The sequence below is a fragment of the Planktothrix sp. FACHB-1365 genome (assembly GCF_014697575.1).
Taxonomy (GTDB): domain Bacteria; phylum Cyanobacteriota; class Cyanobacteriia; order Cyanobacteriales; family Microcoleaceae; genus Planktothrix.
Genome location: NZ_JACJSC010000012.1, coordinates 26,552 through 44,363 on the forward strand (window position 1 = coordinate 26,552; position 17,812 = coordinate 44,363).

Sequence of the window (17,812 nt, forward strand, 5' to 3'; positions counted from 1 at the left end):
GATGAATTCCGAAAGTTGAGCTAGGCGTTGGATTCTTCCATCCAAAACTGTAAGCTTTGTTTTTTGATGTCCGATTTCATTAAAACTCCCGGTTCTTTTTGCATGGGTAATATATCTAAAATATCGGTTTGAGCGCAATATTTCAAGTCATCATAACACCCTAAACGCAATAACCGTTGACCATGACTGGCATGATTTAACAATTCAAACAGTTTATTTTGCCATTGAGAATATAATGCAATTGCCCCAAACACTTCATCATTGCCCGCAAAATCATCTAAAGGATAACCCATTTCATTGACTAAATTTTGGGCAATTGCTCCCGCGCAGGCGGTGTCTTCAAGGGAATAGCTGCCTTCCCAACCGGAACCTAAGACCCAAACGGTTTCTGGTTTTTTTGTGATCAGATATTCTACAATGGCCCGTCGATTAATAAAAGCGGCGGTTAACACGACAGCAGCGGCTTGAACTCGTTCTAAACTGCGGGTTCCATTGGTCGTGGTCATAAATAATCGTTTGCCTTTCACCACTTCTGGGGTACAACTCAAGGGAGAATTGCCTAAATCAAACCCATCTACCATTGCACCCCCCCGTTCACCGACACGAATGCGTTTGTCGGCGGGCCATTTTTCGCTCGTTTGCATTAAGGCATCAATATCGCTGAACACTTGTACCGCCTCGGCTCCGGCATTTAAGGCGGTGGCGATGGTGGTAGTTGCGCGTAACACATCCACGACAATTGCACAGTCGGGAAGAACATTCGCAGGGGCCAGTTCAGGAGTATGATAGACAAAAAATTTCACGGTTGGGACTGTGTTGGATAAAATTGCCAATTTTTATTGTACATAGAATTGGCTCAAAAATTGAACGTAAAATTAATTATATCTTAAATCGATGACTATTTTGAGATTATTTTAGCACAAAAACATGAAAAATAAAACTATTTTATTCTTAAGTAATGGTCACGGAGAGGATACTTGTAATGGAGAGATTATTAAACAGTTAGAATCTTTAGATTCTACCGTAAAAATTGCGGCTGTTCCTATTGTTGGAGAAGGTCAGGTTTATCGTCGCTTAGGGGTTCCGATTCTCACCCCTACTCAAACTTTACCATCGGGGGGATTTTTATATATGAATCCTTTTGTTTTTCTGAAAGATATTACATCGGGTTTAATCGGATTATTGTGTAAACAATTACAAATTATTAGGAAAGAAGTTAAAAATTATGATCTTGTGATGGTGACTGGGGATATTGTTGTGGCTGCGATTGCTTATTTAACCCAAAAACCTTATATTATTTTTCTGTCTGCCTATTCTAGTTATTATGAAGGAAAACTCAATTTAGGGTTAATTCTTCCTTATTTGCTGAATCATAAGCGTTGTTTAGCCGTGTTTACACGGGATCAGTTTACCGCAGAAGATTTACAAAAACAAGGGATTAAAAAAGCTCAATTTGTGGGAACTCCCATGATGGATAATCTTACCCCAACAAAAGTTAATTTAAACCTAGATTCTGGCTTTCCCAGGGTTGCTATTCTTCCGGGATCTCGACTTCCTGAAGCTCTCAATAATTTGAAATTATTATTAAAATTAGTTGAATTGATTGATAATAAGAATCTGCAAAAAATTCAATTTCGAGTCGCTGCTGTTCCTGGTTTAATGGTAGAATTAGATGAACTAGCACTATCCTTGGGTTGGCAACACCAAACCGGAATATTAATCAGTAAAACAGGGTTAAAAGTGATGTGTTATTGTGATAGTTTTGCCGACATTTTAAACGAAGCTGATTTAGTTCTAGGAATGGCTGGAACTGCTAACGAGCAAGCGGTGGGACTGGGAAAACCTGTGATTACAATTCCCGGGAATGGCCCCGCCTTTACCTATCGATTTGCTGAAGCGCAGTTGAGATTATTAGGAGCATCAATTCAATTAATTGGAACAAAACCTGCGGATGATAGTATTTTAGATAAAGCTGCGGAAACAGTAATACAAACCTTACAAAATTCCGACTATTTAAAATCCTGTTTAAAAAATGGGGAAGAACGCATGGGGAAACCGGGAGGAAGTTTAAAAATGGCTCAATTTATTAGAAACCGGGTTTCTTGAAGAAAGCGGGTTTCTGACAACCTCTAAATTTAAAAAAGAATCATGAAAAAAAAATTATTCGGTGGTTTAATCTATTTTTTGAGTCTATCCCAACCCGTTTGGGGTCAAACTGAATCTGCTTCTCAAAAAATCTGTCCAACAGAACTAGAACCCGCCATTAATACCCTTGTAAATCGTCCCCAATTTCAACAATCTCGCTGGGGAATTTTAATCGAAACCTTAACCCCCGGTACAACTCTTTATAATCGAGATAGTCAATATTATTTTATTCCCGCTTCAACGGTTAAACTCTTAACAACGGCTGCGGCTTTCCAAAAATTAGGAGCAAATTTTAAAATCAGAACCTCGGTTTATGGGGATCATCAAGGGAATATTTATATTGTTGGAAGAGGCGATCCCAGTTTAACCGAAACTCAACTGAAAGATTTAGCACAACAGTTAAAAAATAAAGGGATTAATCAGATTAATCAATTAATTGCGGTCGATGGTTATTTTACAGGTTCACCCATAAATTCTACTTGGCAATGGGAAGATGTACAAGCGGGTTATGGTGCACCGATTAATAGTTTAATATTAAATCAAAATTCCTTAGATTTAATTCTTTCTCCCCAAGGGGTCGGACAACCGTTAAAAGTAAATTGGGTACGTCCAGAACAAGCAACAGCTTGGACAATAGAAAATCAAACCAAAACGGTTAATAAAAATGAACCGGAATTTATAGAGATTGGACGAGATTTAACTAAACCCATTATTCGAGTTTCAGGACAATTAAGAGTCGGTGCGGAACCTGAACCCGTTTATGTCGCCGTTGTGGAACCGACGGAGAATTTTATTCAAGAATTTAAGCAGGTTTTAATTAATTCGGGAATTCAAGTTTTGCAAACTTCAATTGCGGTTAATTTTTCCTATCCTTCAGAAGAATTAGCCTGGGTAGAATCTCCCCCTTTATCTGAATTAATTAAAACCCTAAATTTAGAAAGTAATAATGTTTTTGCTGAGTCTCTCTTAAGAACTTTAGGGGTACAAAATTCTCGGTCTGATAGTGTAGAATCAGGATTAAAAGAAATTCAATTAATGTTAACCCAATTAGGCGTTAATCCCCAGGGTTATCACTTAGTTGATGGTTCAGGACTCTCTCAGAATAATTTAGTGACTCCTTTAGCTTTAGTTCAAACTTTAAGACTAATGACAGGTTCTCCCGTTACAGAATTATATCAGAATTCCCTCCCCGTTGCGGGAATCAGTGGCACATTAAAAGGACGATTTCAAGATAGTTCGGCTGTCGGAATTGTCCAAGCAAAAACGGGAACTTTAACCGGAGTTTCATCCTTAGCCGGGTATATTTCTCCCCCTGATTATCAACCGTTAGTTTTTAGTATTATGATTAATCAAACTCACTTACCCACGTCAGAACTCAGAAAAGCTATTGATGATATTGTATTATTATTAACCCGCTTAAAATCCTGCCCTTAACCTTTGTTTTTGCTCCCTTTCAAAAGGGTAGCTAACCCATAACAATATCGGGAATGGGCTGAAGAATAACAACAAGTTTTTGATATAATTTTGATACTATTTTAATCCGACTTGAGAATGAACGTACCCACAGCCACTTTATTAGTCTCTTGTCCTGACCAAAAAGGGTTAGTTGCTAAAATTGCGAATTTCATTTACTCTAATGGGGGAAATATTATTTATGCTGATCAACATACGGATTTTACGGCTAACATTTTTTTAACTCGAATTGAATGGCAATTAGACGGATTTAATTTACCCCGTGATGTCATTGCACCTGCTTTTAGTGCCATTGCTAAACCCTTAAATGCCCATTGGCAATTGCATTTTTCCGATACCATTCCTCGGTTATCCATTTGGGTGACAAAACAAGATCATTGTTTATTAGATTTACTCTGGCGATGGCAAGCTCAAGAACTAATAGCAGAAATTCCCTTAATGATCAGTAATCATTTAAAATTAAAACCCCTTGCTGATCAATTTGGCATTGATTTTTATCATTTACCCATTACAGCAGAAAATAAATTAGAACAAGAAGCTCAACAGTTAGAACTCTTAAAAAAATATAAAATTGATTTAGTCGTTCTTGCTAAATATATGCAGATTTTAAGTCCTCAAATTGTCGATAATTATTCTAAAATTATCAATATTCACCATTCTTTTCTCCCGGCTTTTGCGGGTGCAAATCCCTATCAACGAGCCCATGAACGGGGGGTTAAAATTATTGGGGCAACCGCCCATTATGTCACGGCAGATTTAGACGAGGGGCCAATTATTGAACAGGATGTTGTGCGGGTCAGCCATCGAGACACCGTAGAAGATTTAATTAGAAAAGGTAAAGATTTAGAACGATTGGTTTTAGCGAGGGCCGTTCGTTTACACTTACAAAATCGCGTGTTAGTCTATGGAAATCGAACAGTTGTTTTTGCTTAAATTCTCAAAAGGATGATCCCATGAGCCAAACTTTACAAGAGTTACAAACAGAATGGAACAGCATTAAAGCAGAAGTTAATGCCATTAAATTTCAATATGATACCTTGCGAAATAAGCGTTCTAACCTTCATGTTACGGTCTTATTTACCTCAGATTCTTCTCCAGAATCTCTAGCACTCCTACAACAACAAACTCAAGAAGAAGCTAATCGCTGGTCATTGGATTTACAACAACTCGATCAAGAAATTCAAGCCACTCGTATTAAATTAAGACAAATCCGTGCTAAACTAGCGGTTAAACAAGCACAAATCTATCGATTTCAAGCTCAACAAAATTGGATTCAACTGAAACAACAGTATGAACGCATTAATCAATTATCAAATTCTTTAGAAGCCGAAATTTTATCCTTCTATAAAACGGCTGGAAATTTTTCACCCCTTCCTGAAGAATGGCTTCCTAAACACCCTCAATTATTAGAGCTAGAAATGACTCATATTCCTTATATTCAATTGGAAGAAAAACAATTTAAGCTAATAGGTAAACCGATTGATTTTAATCGCGAATGAAGATAAAACAGTGGGTTCATTTTTTTCTCGGTGGGGTGATCCTGATGGGGGTAATCCTGGGGTTTGTGCAAGGATTAGCAGAGCAGCAAATTCCTTCTAAACTGATTCCCCTTGAGAGTCCTAAAACCCCAAACCTGGAATCTTTTTCAAGTTCTTCAATTTCTCCTCAATTCAATCCAATTAATCCCACTAAATTATGGGAGCATATTCAAGTTTTAGTAGGAGAACGATATCAAGAATCTGACCGAGAACGGGTGAGAAATTATTTAACCCAGCAATTAGAATTATTGCAGTTGTCTCCCCGTTTACAATCCTTTAAACAGGGAGTTAATATTGTTGGTCAACGTCTAGGAACTGATCCAAAAGCAGGAGAAATTGTATTAGCTGCTCATTATGATACAGTTCCGAATTCTCCCGGTGCGGATGATAATGCCAGTGGAGTTGCTGTTGTTTTAGAAATTGCCCGTTTATTGGCTGAAAAATCCACGCCTAAAACCTTAACGATTGTCTTTTTTGATCAAGAAGAAGTTGGACTTTTAGGCAGTTTTGCCTTTACCGGAAAGCCAGAAAATCTAACACATTTACAAGCTGCTATTATATTAGATATGGTGGGTTATGCTTGCCACACTCCGGGCTGTCAAACCTATCCCCCTGGATTAACAGTAACTCCCCTTTTAGAAGCAGCCGGAATTGAATTTCCAGATCGGGGAGAATTTTTAACCGGAGTTGGAGAAGTTCAAAATTTACCCTTATTAAAAATCTTTCAAGCTGTCGATCAATCCCTGAGACTTTCAAATTCTTCATCCCTAAAAATTCCCCCCTTAGTAACGCTTCCCATTCCCTTAAAAGGGTTATTGACACCCGATGTTTTACGCAGTGACCATGCGCCTTTTTGGTATCAAGAAATACCAGCCGTTTTACTGACAGATACGGCAAATTTGCGATCGCCTCATTATCATCAACCCAGTGATACCCTCTCTCATTTAGATCCTGAATTTTTTGAAGGATCAGCCCAAATCATTTATAATGTCATTGTTGAACTTCTGAACAGTCAAACTGCTTTTACGGTTTCCCCCTCTTAATCATCAACCTATAAAATAACGATGAATACTAAAGAAAACCTACAACGGCTCTTATTAGATCTCGATAACCGAGGTTACAAAGCTTATAAAGATATTTTAGGGACTTATGAATTCCCCGATTTTACCTTAATTATTGATTATGTTCAAGGTGATCCCTTTGCAGCACCGAGTAAATTTCGGGTTCATATTCCCCCAAATGTTGCCGGATTTCCCCCGGAATTATATCGCTCCCGCAGCCGTGAAATAGCCCTCCGCGATTATCTCATTCGTGAATTTGATCACACAGCACGGGAGATTAGTAGTCATCGAGGAACAGGCAAAAGTGGCATGATTGCGGTGACAAAAATGGGTCAAGAAATCCTGGAACGCACATCAGCTTCATTGATTAAAATTACCCCCTCTTCTCCTAAACCCATTATAGGGGGAAACCCGGCATTACAACGCGCTCGTCCAACACTTTCAACTTCAGAAAAAGGCATTGAAATGCGCTTTTTTGTCGGACTTCCAGCACGGGGACGGAATATTTTAGGCCGTCAAGCAGCGATGATGATTTGTGATGATATTCCGGCAATTGTAGACCGAGCTTTACGATATCAAAACTTAGATGGGGAAGCAATTAAACGTCACGTTGAAATGGCGGAAGATGCGGATTGGTTGCGAGAACAAATAGCCGAAAAAGAGTTAGTTGCTTTTGTTGCGAATGGCGCAATTTTACCCCGTCGAAGTGGGGTTGATAGCCGTCCTTTAGCAGACAATGTGATTGCATTTCAATCCCCAGAATCCTTAGAATTAGAGTTTAATTGTCCCAATCAAGGGATCATTAAAGGGCTGGGAATTCCCAAGGGGATTACTTTAATTGTAGGAGGCGGTTATCATGGAAAATCAACGTTATTAAATGCAATTGAATTAGGGGTTTATAATCATATTCCGGGGGATGGTCGAGAATTTGTAATTACTAATCCCTCGGCGGTCAAAATTCGGGCAGAGGATGGTCGCAGTGTCTCAGGCGTTGATATTTCTCCGTTTATTAATCAACTGCCTCAAGGTCGTTCTACCACCGAATTTTCTACTGAAAATGCCAGTGGAAGTACCTCCCAAGCTGCTAATATTATGGAGGCATTAGAAGCTTTAGTTTTAGCTGAAAAACCAGAATCTTCCGCTATTCCTGCGGTGTTATTAGTCGATGAAGATACGGCGGCAACAAACTTTATGATCCGCGATCGCCGAATGCAAGAATTAATTGCTAAAGATCAAGAACCGATTACCCCTTTTATTGATAAAGTTCGACAACTTTATACGGATCATAATGTTTCTACTATTTTAGTCATGGGCGGTAGTGGAGATTATTTTGATGTGGCGGATACTGTAATTGCAATGGAGAATTTTCAGGCGCTAGAATTAACGGCAAAAGCTAAAGAAATCGCCCGTGAATATAGCACAGGTCGCACCTTAGAAGGGGGTGAAGCGTTTGGGGTTATTCGCCCTCGAATTCCCATTTCTGAAAGCTTAGATCCCAGTCGTGGCCGTTGGGATGTTCGGATTAAAGTTCGAGATGTAGATGAGGTATTATTTGGAACGGAAGATATTGATGTTTCTGCGGTAGAACAAATTGTTTCTAAAGACCAATTAAGAGCGATCGCCGCCGCAATGGTTTATGCTAAACAAAACTATATTAATGGGGAGAAAACATTACCTCAAATTTTAGATGCTGTTATGCAGGATATTGCCACAAAAGGGTTAGATGTTATCACTCCCTTTCCCCAAGGAGATTTAGCAATCTTTAGACGGTTTGAATTAGCCGCAGCGATTAACAGAATTAGAACCTTAGAAGTCAGCACCTTGCTTGCTTAAGGGGGGATCACAGAGTTAAAATCCCCTGAAGGGGAAATCAAACCATCAAAGTCCCCCTTTTTAAGGGGGATTTAGGGGGATCTAATAACCTGTTTAATTATTGATTTTTTATTTTTAATAATTATGTCAAATCTGCCAATTCGAGTCAATGTAGTGTTTGGAACTCGCCCAGAGGCGATTAAATTAGCACCTGTCATTCAACAGTTAAAACAAACCCCTGGGTTTGAAACGCAGGTGATTTTAACAGGTCAACATCGAGAGATGGTTTCCCAGGTGATGACGTTATTTAATTTAACGGCAGATCACGATTTAAACATCATGCAGCCACAACAAACCTTGACGGATATTACCTGCGGAAGTTTACAAGGATTAGAAGATTTATTTAAACAATTTAATCCCCATTTAGTCTTAGTTCAAGGAGATACAACAACGGCTTTCGCGGCGAGTTTGGCGGCGTTTTATCAAAAAATTCCCGTTGGTCACGTTGAAGCAGGATTACGCACCAATGATGTGTTTAATCCCTATCCTGAAGAGGCAAATCGTCGGTTAATATCTCAGTTAACACAATTCCATTTTGCACCCACAACTCAAGCCGTTCAAAACTTAAAAAATTCCGGGGTTTTGGGAGAAATTCATCATACGGGAAATACGGTCATTGATGCTTTATTATCCGTTGCTCAAAAACAACCTCAGTTGCATATTCCTGAATTAAATAATAATCCCTATCGGTTAATTTTAGCAACGGTTCATCGTCGAGAAAATTGGGGAGAACCGCTTCAGGGAATCGCTGAAGGATTTTTACAAATTCTCAATAAATTTCCTGATACGGCGTTATTATTACCTTTACATCGAAACCCAATAGTGAGGGAACCCTTAACAGAACGATTAGGAAATCATCCCAGGGTCTTTTTAACAGAACCGTTAGATTATACGGAATTAGTCGCAGCGATTGATCGTTGTTATTTTTTATTAACAGATTCGGGAGGATTACAAGAGGAAGCACCGAGTTTAGGAAAACCGGTTTTAGTGTTAAGAACAACAACAGAACGTCCTGAAGCCGTGGAAGCAGGAACAGCTAAATTAGTAGGAACAGAAGCGGCGGATATTTTTACAGAGGCAAGTGTATTATTAAAGAATGAAATTGCCTATCAAAATATGGCAAATGCGATTAATCCCTTTGGAGATGGTCAGGCTTCAGAACGAATTATTAATATTATTAAGTTAAACTATAGCAATCCCAAATAGGTTGTAATAATTCACAACTGATATGAAACAGCCAGAAGTCTTATCCCTGTTCCCTTTTAATCAAGAATTTTCAACACAACTCAAATAGGATTGCTATAGTTCAATAGCTCCTGTGAAGCTTCTTGATGTAATTGTTGGCGCACAGCTAAAGGGGCAATAACTTCTCCATTCGGTCGCCAATCTCGTAAACGCATTAAAACATTAATATCTCCCAAACGAATCCAGGCTTGATAGTAAATATCACTTTCAGAACGGTTTCTTAAAATTTCTAAAATTTGGTTTTGTTCTGTAGTATTTTTAATCTCTCGGCGAACAAGTTGAGGAATTTGACGATAATTAACTGGCTTAAAAGTATGATGCCTTTTAGTATTGTCAACATACCAACGAGCAAATTGAGGTGTAAATCTGATCAGTAATAATGCACGGGGTAGATAAAAATTAAAACCCCAAGCTTCATCCAAATAATCTTTCACTTGAGTTGATAAAGGGAGTTGACCTGTACGCCAGAGTTCTTTAAGTTCTTTAGGAATATTCGGATCACCCCAAGGCAGGATTTTTAATCGCTTAGAAGCAATCCGATCTAAACGATAATTATGCCAGCCGAATTTTCCATCTGGATCAAAACCATAAGCACTTAGATATTTAGCCCGCCTAACATAATGCAAACAAACCGGGTAAACCGTTACTAACACTTGTTTTTCTTCAAAAGCTATCCAATATTTAAACTGAACAACACTACCTTCATGCTTGTGCCATAAAGAATCTAATTGCTCTTGATAAGTATCTACTCGGTCTTGAGCTTCTCCAGAAAGAATATAATCCAGTTCAATAAAAATTCGTTGTTGCGGTTCCGAACTCAACTGATAGGAACTTCCTTGAGAATCTGTTACTTGTTCCCATAAAGATTGTACCGTTAAGGCTAAATTCGGTTCAACAAAAGCAACAGAATCCAAAATCTGCAAAAGTTCCCAAGTTTGTTGATGAGATAATTGAGTAAAACTTAAGGTTGAACTGTTATCAACCGGAGGAGACGGCCAGTGCTTAGAATCTACCCATTGATAACATCCCGAAGAATATTTTAACCATCCCTGAAGTTGTAACTGTTTTAGGTCATCTCGAATCGAGCGATGTACCGTAGCAAAGGGACATTTTTGTAACTGCTCTTGCAAAGATTCCGCAGTTAATCCAGTCATTTGCATCACGGTTTGACACCATTGTAATTGATTCTGTGACTCTACAATCCAATCATAAAATTGCTGATGGCAAATACAATTCGGGTCATCACAAGTTTCTAGCTTTCCCTCTCGGTTGAGGTGTTCCTGTTGAGGATGAGTCGAAGCAAATAAACGTTTTCGTAAATCTCGATAGGTAAATGAGTCAGACAAACTTTCTCGCCAATAGGATTCAGGGCCATAGAATCGATGCAGCAATACCCACAGCCGCATAGCCCGTTGCAACCGATTCGCCAATTGACCGCCGGCTAACCAGTTGAGAATTTGAGGACTGGGAGGATAAATAAACATCGGGTTAGTCAAGTTTGGAAGACCCCGGTTCCATACTGAAGTCATAATAACAGACAGTCATAACGTTTTCATCAGCCATGAACCCCTTAGCAACTTCTGGTGTGCGCCTTTCTTTATCGAAGCACTGCAATCCTCAAGGGTTAAAATACCAACTATTGACGGTGGAGTTAACTCGTAAAGATCGGATAATCTACCCTGAAGAATTAGCCGATGTGGAACTTCCCCCAGGTATTGATACCCGAAATGGTGTGGTGATTTCCGGTCGGGGGCCGATGTGGTTACATGATTATCTCGTTTATGAATTGCACCCCACCGCTTGGATTGGTAGTTATGAACCGCGATATCATTCTGCTATTGTGGTCGCTACCCACACCCGTTTAGTCAAAATTGGTCAAGTGATTCCTTTGGAACAGCAGGGAGAGGGTTTACTGTGTACGGGACTCATGGTTGTAGGGCCACCGGATAGTGGCAAAAGCGTATTCTCTCACGCGCTATTTACAGCTTTGATTTCCGAATATCCCCAGGTTTATTTACAACGAGCCAATTGGGATGGGGAAGGGAATTATCTGTTGGAATTGACACCCCAAGCTGATGGAAATGCAGAAAGATTTAAGGCAAATAATAAAGGAGACTACACCCCCCATTTTTTCCCCTACCACGCCCAAGCCATTCTGCAACTGCGACGACAGCAATCTTTAGTGATTGTCGATGTCGGTGGGATGGTACAACCCCAAAAACAGCCGATTTTAGAAGCTTGTTCTCATTACTTGGTGATTAGTTCTCAGCCAGAAGAGGTGGAAAAATGGCATGAGTTTTGTCGAGGGTCAGGGAACCTCCAACCTGTCGCTGTTATTCACAGTACATTAGACGAATGTGAAGTCATTCACCAACAAAAACCTTATTTAGAAATGACTTGTGGCCCTTGGATAAGTGGACAAACTCGCTCTATTCCAAGTCTTTTAATCCAGGAAATACAAAGATTAGTAAAGAAATAAGTCAGAAAATCAATTTTTTGTTGATTTGAGACCCTTTGCTTGACAGTTGTTCCCTTTTGGATTCAAGATTAATGATAGATATAAAGTGTTGTTTAAATTCTTCTCAATAAAACCTCCTCTACTAATTTAAGATTTCTTCTTTCTCATTTATTCCACAGTAAACCCACATTAGCTCTGATTTTATGAGTGCCATTCAGTTAAGGATTATTCCCCATCAAACCCAGTCTGGTTTAGCCTACCAACATTTGCAGGTTGAAATTACCAATGAAAATGAGATTATTACTCCGGCTGATTTGAAGGGGTTGAAGTTACCTAAAGGCATCGATTTTACTCAAGGCATTGTCATAGAAGGAAAAGCCCCGATTTGGTTGTATGGGTATTTAGTCCATGAGTGTCATCCGGCGGCTTGGGTGGGGTGTTATGACCCGCGTTTAGGGGCCGTTGTGGTGGCGACCCATACCCCAGATGTTTCGATTTCTCAGGTGTTTAAAGTTGATTTGCCTGGGGAGTGAGGGAGGGTGCGATCGCGTTTTTTACTACTTAAATTGTGTTCACCAGTTAACCAAAATTTAGAGGAATTTATGACCAGTACAAATCCGTTAGATTGGAAAAATCATCAAGTTGATCACCTGTTTTTGTTGGTGGGTGAGAATCCATTGCCGAATTATGTAGCGGCAAGACTGCTAATCGAACCTAAAACTAGCATAGTTTATCTTGTTCAGACTACAGCGACTGCTGGCAAGGATAAACCCGCAGGTCTTTTAGAAAAAGAACTCAAAAAACATAACATTACCACTAAACCGATATCTCTGGGTGATGCTGAATCTGATGGAGACAAAATTCGAGCAAAAATTAAAGAGACAATTCAGCCCAAAGGAAAGCCACCTTTACAGGGAAGAATCGGCTTAAATTACACAGGTGGTACGAAAGCAATGGCAGTACACGCCTATCAAGCATTTAAAGAACTTCAGCTTACTGATCCTGTGTTTAGCTATCTTGATTCTCGTAAATTAGCCATGCACATTGATGGCAAAGATGAACCAATCCCAGTTGATCTGGCGTTATCACCTGCACCAAAATTAGAGACAATTTTAGGATTACATAATCTATCTTGGAAAACAGAACCAATTCATCAATCTCAATTACCAGATATTGCTGAAGAATTTTCAAAATTACACCTCAAACCTGATTTGGCGATAATATGGAGAAAATGGTGTGATTCAGGTTTTAAAGACTTGAAAGATTCAAAAGGTTATTGGCTAAAAGATACTCAATTTCCTCAACCCCCTAGCCTAAAATTATCAATTACCACACCTAAAAAGGAAACTGTTACAGTTCCAGATGAAATCAAAACAATATTTAGAGAGCAGTTAGGTTGGGCTTCGACTGCTGAACTTAGCTTAAAAATTGCTAAAGAGAAAGGTAAATTTGCTACTTTTGGCGATGTTTGTCAATGGTTAGATGGGGGATGGTTAGAAGATTATGTATTGTCGCAAATAGAGAAAGTAAAGATAGTAAAGCCAGAATACCATCTCCATAGCTCCGTTCGCTCAATCAATATTAAAGATAATGATCCTAAAAAAAATTGGAGAATACAATTTGAATTTGATGTAGCTTTTTTAAGAGGATATCAACTCTTTGCAATTTCTTGTACCACGAGTCCTAATTATAAGGACTGTAAACAAAAACTGTTTGAAGCTCAATTACGAGCTAAACAACTTGGTGGGGATGAAGCACGGATAGCTTTAGTATGTTGCTGCGATCCTCATCCAAAAGAACCTAATAAAAAAGCTAGTGAAAACTTAAAAAAGGAACTTGATTTTATGATAGAAGACAGCAAAATAGAGGTCTTTGACAGTCAAGACTTAGAGCCAACTAAATTTGCTGATAAACTTAATAAATGGATTTTCAGGAATGCTGGAAAGTGACAAAATCATATATTCGGCAATATGGCGAGTATACGATCGCCTAAATCAACAATTTTCAGGACTGAAAAATGAGCGAATATACAGCCACCATTATTGACACGACAGGGATTCAACCTTATATTTTTGGGAGTAACAGGCTTCGAGAAAATATTGGTGCATCTTACTTAATTGCAGAAGCAACAAAGCAATGGGTTGAACAAGCTTTGATTAAATTGGGTAAACCTTTTTATTTTCCCGATCCTGAATTATCAGAACAGCGTCAAGAACCCCATCCTGAACCTGATGCCAAACCTTATATTGAAGAGGGAAACTTAGCATCTGAAGTGATTTATGCAGGTGGAGGTAATGCAGTTTTACTCTTTGCATCCCATGATGATGCTGTAGATTTTACTAAAATTTTAAGTAGTCGAATTTTGAAGAAAGCACCAGGACTTAACCTTGTTGTTGCTCACAAAAGGTTTGATTTTGATGACCAAGAAAGACCACTAAGACAAGTTATTGACGACTTAATGAAAGATGAACTGGAATCTAAAAAACGACAACGGATTCCTTCTGTACCCTTATTAGGATTAGGCGTAACAGCCGATTGTAACTCGACTCGATTAGTTGCTATTGGAACCAGTGATCAATTTAAGAGTCCTAATAAATATCTGGTTTCTAGGGAGGTTAAATACAAACTAATTGCCGTGTTTCCGGCTCGAACAAAACTAGGAAACTTTTTTAAAAATGACATAGATTTCAATGTCTACGATTTTCCTTTAGAATTTGATAATTTAGGTAGAACTCAAGATGAGTCTAGTTATATAGCTGTTATTCATGCTGATGGAAATAGTATGGGCGATCGCTTTCAAAAACAAGGTGAAACTGCATCAACTAACCGAGAATATATCACCAGAATGCGCCAGTTATCTTGGAGTGTTAATCAAATTGGGAAAGAGGCTTTAAGAACCGTTGTAAAAACACTGGTTAATTCGATTCATCATAATTCCAAAGGTGCTTTTATTAAATGGTTTGATTCCGAAAACCAGTTAATTAGTCAAATTGAACTGAAGAAAAACCCCAAAAATGGTAAATTTTTCTTACCTTTTCGCCCTCTAGTTTATGGGGGAGATGATGTCACTTTTATTTGTGATGGGCGCTTAGGATTAACTCTAGCGGCTCTGTTCTTAAAAGAATTTGAGAAAACCGCAGCAGATGGAGAAATATTAACAGCTTGTGCTGGAATTAGCATTATTAAATCCCATTATCCTTTTGCCCGTGCTTATGAATTAAGTGAATCTTTATGTGGTAGTGCTAAGAAAATGGTACGCGAAGGTGGAGGTGGATTTTCTGCCTTAGATTGGCATATTGCTGCGAGTGGTTTAATCGGTTCTCTGGGTGATATTCGTAAGCGAGAGTATCAGGTTAATAATTCTAAAAAAGAAAAAAATCTTTCTATGCGTCCAATTCGACTTAAAGCAAAAAATGGAGAATGGCAAAACTGGAATGATTTTGAATCAGTTGTCACGGAGCTTAATGATTGGCGAGATAAACGCAATAAAGTTATTGCTCTACGAGAAGTTTTACGCAAAGGTTCAGATGCAACTCAACAATTTTTGCATCTTTATAGAATGAAAGAACTACCCTGTTTTTCTCAAGCTCCTAATGATGACCTAAAAAATACAGGTTGGATTGATGATTATAGCGGTAGTAGTGGGGAAAAAGTATGTGGCCATTTTGATGCAATTGAAGCAATGGAATTTTATTTTCCCTTATCAGGAGTGAACGATGAGTAATTATTTTATTAACATTGAACTGTTAAGTGATACCACCTTCGGACGTGGGGATGGAGTCGCAGGTTTAATTGACCAAGAAGTTGAACATGATTCCTATGGATTTCCTTACTTGCGAGGACGTACATTAAAAGGATTATTAAGCGAGGAATGTGACAATTTATTATGCTTAATTTCTGATCCTCAACGGCATTGGCTAAACGCTAGAAATAGCTTACTTGGTACAGCAGGAAGTACAACAGAAACCCAGTCCAGAATGCACGTTGGGGATGCTTGTTTACCCGAAGATTTGCGTCAAGCTGTAAGACTGCAATTTGAACAGGAAGAAGATGCAGAAAGACGCAGAGGCTCAAGAAGTATCACAGATAAAGATATTCTCTCATCTTTAACGACTTTTCGGCAACAAACAGCTATTGATTCTAAAGAGGGTGTTGCTAAAGATAAAAGTTTACGTTCTAGTCGAGTTGTTTTGCGAGAGCTTTGTTTTAAAGCACCCATTACTTTTAATCTAAAACCCTCGGATGATTCACAGAAAATATTAGCTCTGTTAGCGGTTAGCGTCCTCGCATTACGTCGAATAGGAAGTGGAAGAAATCGAGGTCGTGGTCATGTGAAATGTACATTGTGGGAACAAGAAAAAAATAAACAACTTGAAGAAATTACTACAAAACATTTACGTTATTTTGAACAGGAGACAAAAGCATGAGTACAATTACCTTTACCCTTCATACTCAACAACCTATTTTAGCAACATCCTTTCAAGGTGATCCGAACAGTGATGTTTCCTATCCCTATATTCCAGGGAGTATGATTCGGGGGGCATTAATTGGTCGCTATCTCAAACACAATACCAATATAGGAGATGATATTCTGGCTGATACTCAAGTTAGAGATTTATTTTTTTCAGGTCAAGTTCGTTACCTAAATGCGTATTTACTCACTAAGGAAGAACATCAACCTCGAAGCTTACCAACACCTCGATCTTGGTTTCAAAATAAAGGAGAAGATCCCCTAGAAAGAATTTATGATTTGAGTCGGATGGAAATGTCTGATTTAGATTCTGATGTTTCAGCGAAGCCAGTAAAACACCAATTTTGTAGCGTTAATTCTACAGATGTTACACTGTACACTGAAAAACGTCGTATCAATATTCATAATCAAAGACATCGCAGTAAAGGCAGAGCGATAGAAACAGTAGGGGAGGTATTTCGTTATGAAGCTTTAGATGCTAATCAGAAATTTAAAGCTGTAATTTTATGTCAAAAAAAAGATCAGCAAATCTTAGAAGAGTTACTTAATGAAAATGATAATATTTGGTTAGGGGGTTCTCAAAGTGCAGGCTATGGACATACTAAAATTAGTAAGATTCAATTTCACGAAACTTGGGATGAAGTCGGAGAAAATCAAAGCCTGGAAAACCGAATAGAAAGGGAGTATTTCCAAATTACTCTTCTGAGCGATATGATTCTTCAAAATGAGTGCGGTCAATATGTTGTAGAACCACCGATACAACTTTTAGCAGAATCATTAGATATAGACCCTGAACAATTAAAATTACACAAAGCTTATATGTCTAGCGCTTTAATAGGAGGATTTAATAAAAAATGGGGTTTACCTTTGCCTCAAGTTCCAGCGATCGCATCAGGAAGTGTTTTTGTTTTTCAATCTTTATCGCTTGATTTACAGCGAGTCAAAGATTTAGAGTTTTATGGACTGGGAGAAAGAACCGTTGAAGGTTTTGGACGGGTTGCAGTTAACTGGTTGAATTTAGATAACAGTGCAGAATTTTCTACAACTTTACCGGGATCAGAACCCAGTTCTACAGATGTCCCCAAACTTCCAACGGGTTCAAAATCAGCAAAGTTAGCGAAGGAAATGGCAAAACGTTTATTTTGTCAAAAATTAGAGGAAAAATTACGTCAAAAAGTTAGTGGATTTAACATAGAAGGAAATATCAGTAATAGCCAACTTTCTCGGCTGATGATTATCGCAAGGAAAGCACTTAACGATCCCAAACTAGGAAATAAGCCAAATCTCCAGCAAGTCACGGAATTACTAGGTAATTTACCACCCAATGCAAGCGATCAGTTTGAATATGCAAAAATAGGTAATCAATCCATTAAACAACCAATTGAACAACAAATTAAAGAGTGGATAGAAAACCCGTCAGGTTGGATTGATATTTCACCTGTGACAATTGCTGGAGAATCCTATGATTTAAGTCAAGATGAAACTTTAGCCCCTAAGTACACGCTACTTTTAATTATGGCAATTGCCAAAAAAGCAACTAAGGAGTAAA

At 38.5% G+C, this 17,812-nt stretch carries 15 protein-coding genes; 13 read left to right on the forward strand and 2 right to left on the reverse strand.

Annotated elements, in window-relative coordinates; translation table 11 throughout:
• Positions 1-20: 20 nt before the first annotated feature.
• Positions 21-803: a 2-phosphosulfolactate phosphatase family protein gene (locus H6G57_RS14890; RefSeq protein WP_190519801.1), complete on the reverse strand. Its 783-nt coding sequence runs from the start codon at positions 801-803 to the stop codon at positions 21-23.
• Between the two features lie 124 nt (positions 804-927).
• Here H6G57_RS14890 and H6G57_RS14895 point away from each other — a divergent pair, with 124 nt between their 5' ends.
• The 7 genes from H6G57_RS14895 (at position 928) to wecB (ending at position 9,295) form a co-directional block, all read left to right on the forward strand.
• On the forward strand, positions 928-2,106 hold the full coding sequence (locus tag H6G57_RS14895; protein ID WP_190519802.1) for a lipid-A-disaccharide synthase-related protein: 1,179 nt from the start codon (positions 928-930) through the stop codon (positions 2,104-2,106).
• A gap of 42 nt (positions 2,107-2,148) precedes the next feature.
• On the forward strand, positions 2,149-3,579 hold the full coding sequence (gene dacB, locus H6G57_RS14900; protein WP_190519804.1) for a D-alanyl-D-alanine carboxypeptidase/D-alanyl-D-alanine-endopeptidase: 1,431 nt from the start codon (positions 2,149-2,151) through the stop codon (positions 3,577-3,579).
• 117 nt (positions 3,580-3,696) lie between these two features.
• Complete coding sequence (gene purU / locus H6G57_RS14905) at positions 3,697-4,551, forward strand: formyltetrahydrofolate deformylase (protein WP_190519806.1); 855 nt, start codon at positions 3,697-3,699, stop codon at positions 4,549-4,551.
• Positions 4,552-4,571: 20 nt separating this feature from the next.
• Positions 4,572-5,117 carry a hypothetical protein gene (locus H6G57_RS14910; protein ID WP_190519808.1) on the forward strand — a complete coding sequence of 182 codons (546 nt, stop codon included), beginning with the start codon at positions 4,572-4,574 and terminating at the stop codon, positions 5,115-5,117.
• Positions 5,114-6,199, forward strand: coding sequence for a M20/M25/M40 family metallo-hydrolase (locus H6G57_RS14915; protein WP_190519810.1), 1,086 nt, complete (start codon positions 5,114-5,116; stop codon positions 6,197-6,199). Before H6G57_RS14910 ends, H6G57_RS14915 begins: the two co-directional genes overlap by 4 nt.
• A 21-nt stretch (positions 6,200-6,220) precedes the next feature.
• The gene (locus tag H6G57_RS14920) at positions 6,221-8,050 is read left to right on the forward strand and encodes an ABC-ATPase domain-containing protein (RefSeq protein ID WP_190519812.1); all 1,830 of its coding nucleotides are present in this window, start codon (positions 6,221-6,223) and stop codon (positions 8,048-8,050) included.
• A 123-nt stretch (positions 8,051-8,173) separates the two neighbouring features.
• The gene (gene wecB / locus H6G57_RS14925) at positions 8,174-9,295 is read left to right on the forward strand and encodes a non-hydrolyzing UDP-N-acetylglucosamine 2-epimerase (RefSeq protein WP_190519814.1); all 1,122 of its coding nucleotides are present in this window, start codon (positions 8,174-8,176) and stop codon (positions 9,293-9,295) included.
• 80 nt (positions 9,296-9,375) lie between these two features.
• Here the strand turns inward: wecB and H6G57_RS14930 are convergent, their stop codons facing one another.
• Positions 9,376-10,818, reverse strand: a complete 1,443-nt coding sequence (locus H6G57_RS14930) for a TIGR03985 family CRISPR-associated protein (protein ID WP_190519993.1) — start codon at positions 10,816-10,818, stop codon at positions 9,376-9,378.
• Between the two features lie 77 nt (positions 10,819-10,895).
• On the opposite strand from H6G57_RS14930, the gene crn3 (H6G57_RS14935) reads away from it, so the two are divergent.
• From crn3 (H6G57_RS14935) to H6G57_RS14960, 6 genes are all read left to right on the forward strand, one after another.
• A complete protein-coding gene (gene crn3, locus H6G57_RS14935) occupies positions 10,896-11,813 on the forward strand; it encodes a CRISPR-associated ring nuclease Crn3/Csx3 (RefSeq protein ID WP_190519816.1) in 918 nt (305 codons plus the stop codon).
• 182 nt (positions 11,814-11,995) lie between these two features.
• Positions 11,996-12,325: a CRISPR-associated ring nuclease Crn3/Csx3 gene (gene crn3, locus H6G57_RS14940; protein WP_190519818.1), complete on the forward strand. Its 330-nt coding sequence runs from the start codon at positions 11,996-11,998 to the stop codon at positions 12,323-12,325.
• 69 nt (positions 12,326-12,394) lie between these two features.
• A complete protein-coding gene (locus H6G57_RS14945) occupies positions 12,395-13,741 on the forward strand; it encodes a DUF1887 domain-containing protein (RefSeq protein WP_190519820.1) in 1,347 nt (448 codons plus the stop codon).
• 68 nt (positions 13,742-13,809) lie between these two features.
• The gene (locus H6G57_RS14950) at positions 13,810-15,516 is read left to right on the forward strand and encodes a hypothetical protein (protein ID WP_190519822.1); all 1,707 of its coding nucleotides are present in this window, start codon (positions 13,810-13,812) and stop codon (positions 15,514-15,516) included.
• The gene (locus H6G57_RS14955; protein ID WP_190519823.1) at positions 15,509-16,219 is read left to right on the forward strand and encodes an RAMP superfamily CRISPR-associated protein; all 711 of its coding nucleotides are present in this window, start codon (positions 15,509-15,511) and stop codon (positions 16,217-16,219) included. The genes H6G57_RS14950 and H6G57_RS14955 overlap by 8 nt, the downstream gene beginning before the upstream one ends.
• The gene (locus H6G57_RS14960) at positions 16,216-17,811 is read left to right on the forward strand and encodes an RAMP superfamily CRISPR-associated protein (RefSeq protein ID WP_190519825.1); all 1,596 of its coding nucleotides are present in this window, start codon (positions 16,216-16,218) and stop codon (positions 17,809-17,811) included. Before H6G57_RS14955 ends, H6G57_RS14960 begins: the two co-directional genes overlap by 4 nt.
• Position 17,812 lies beyond the last annotated feature (1 nt).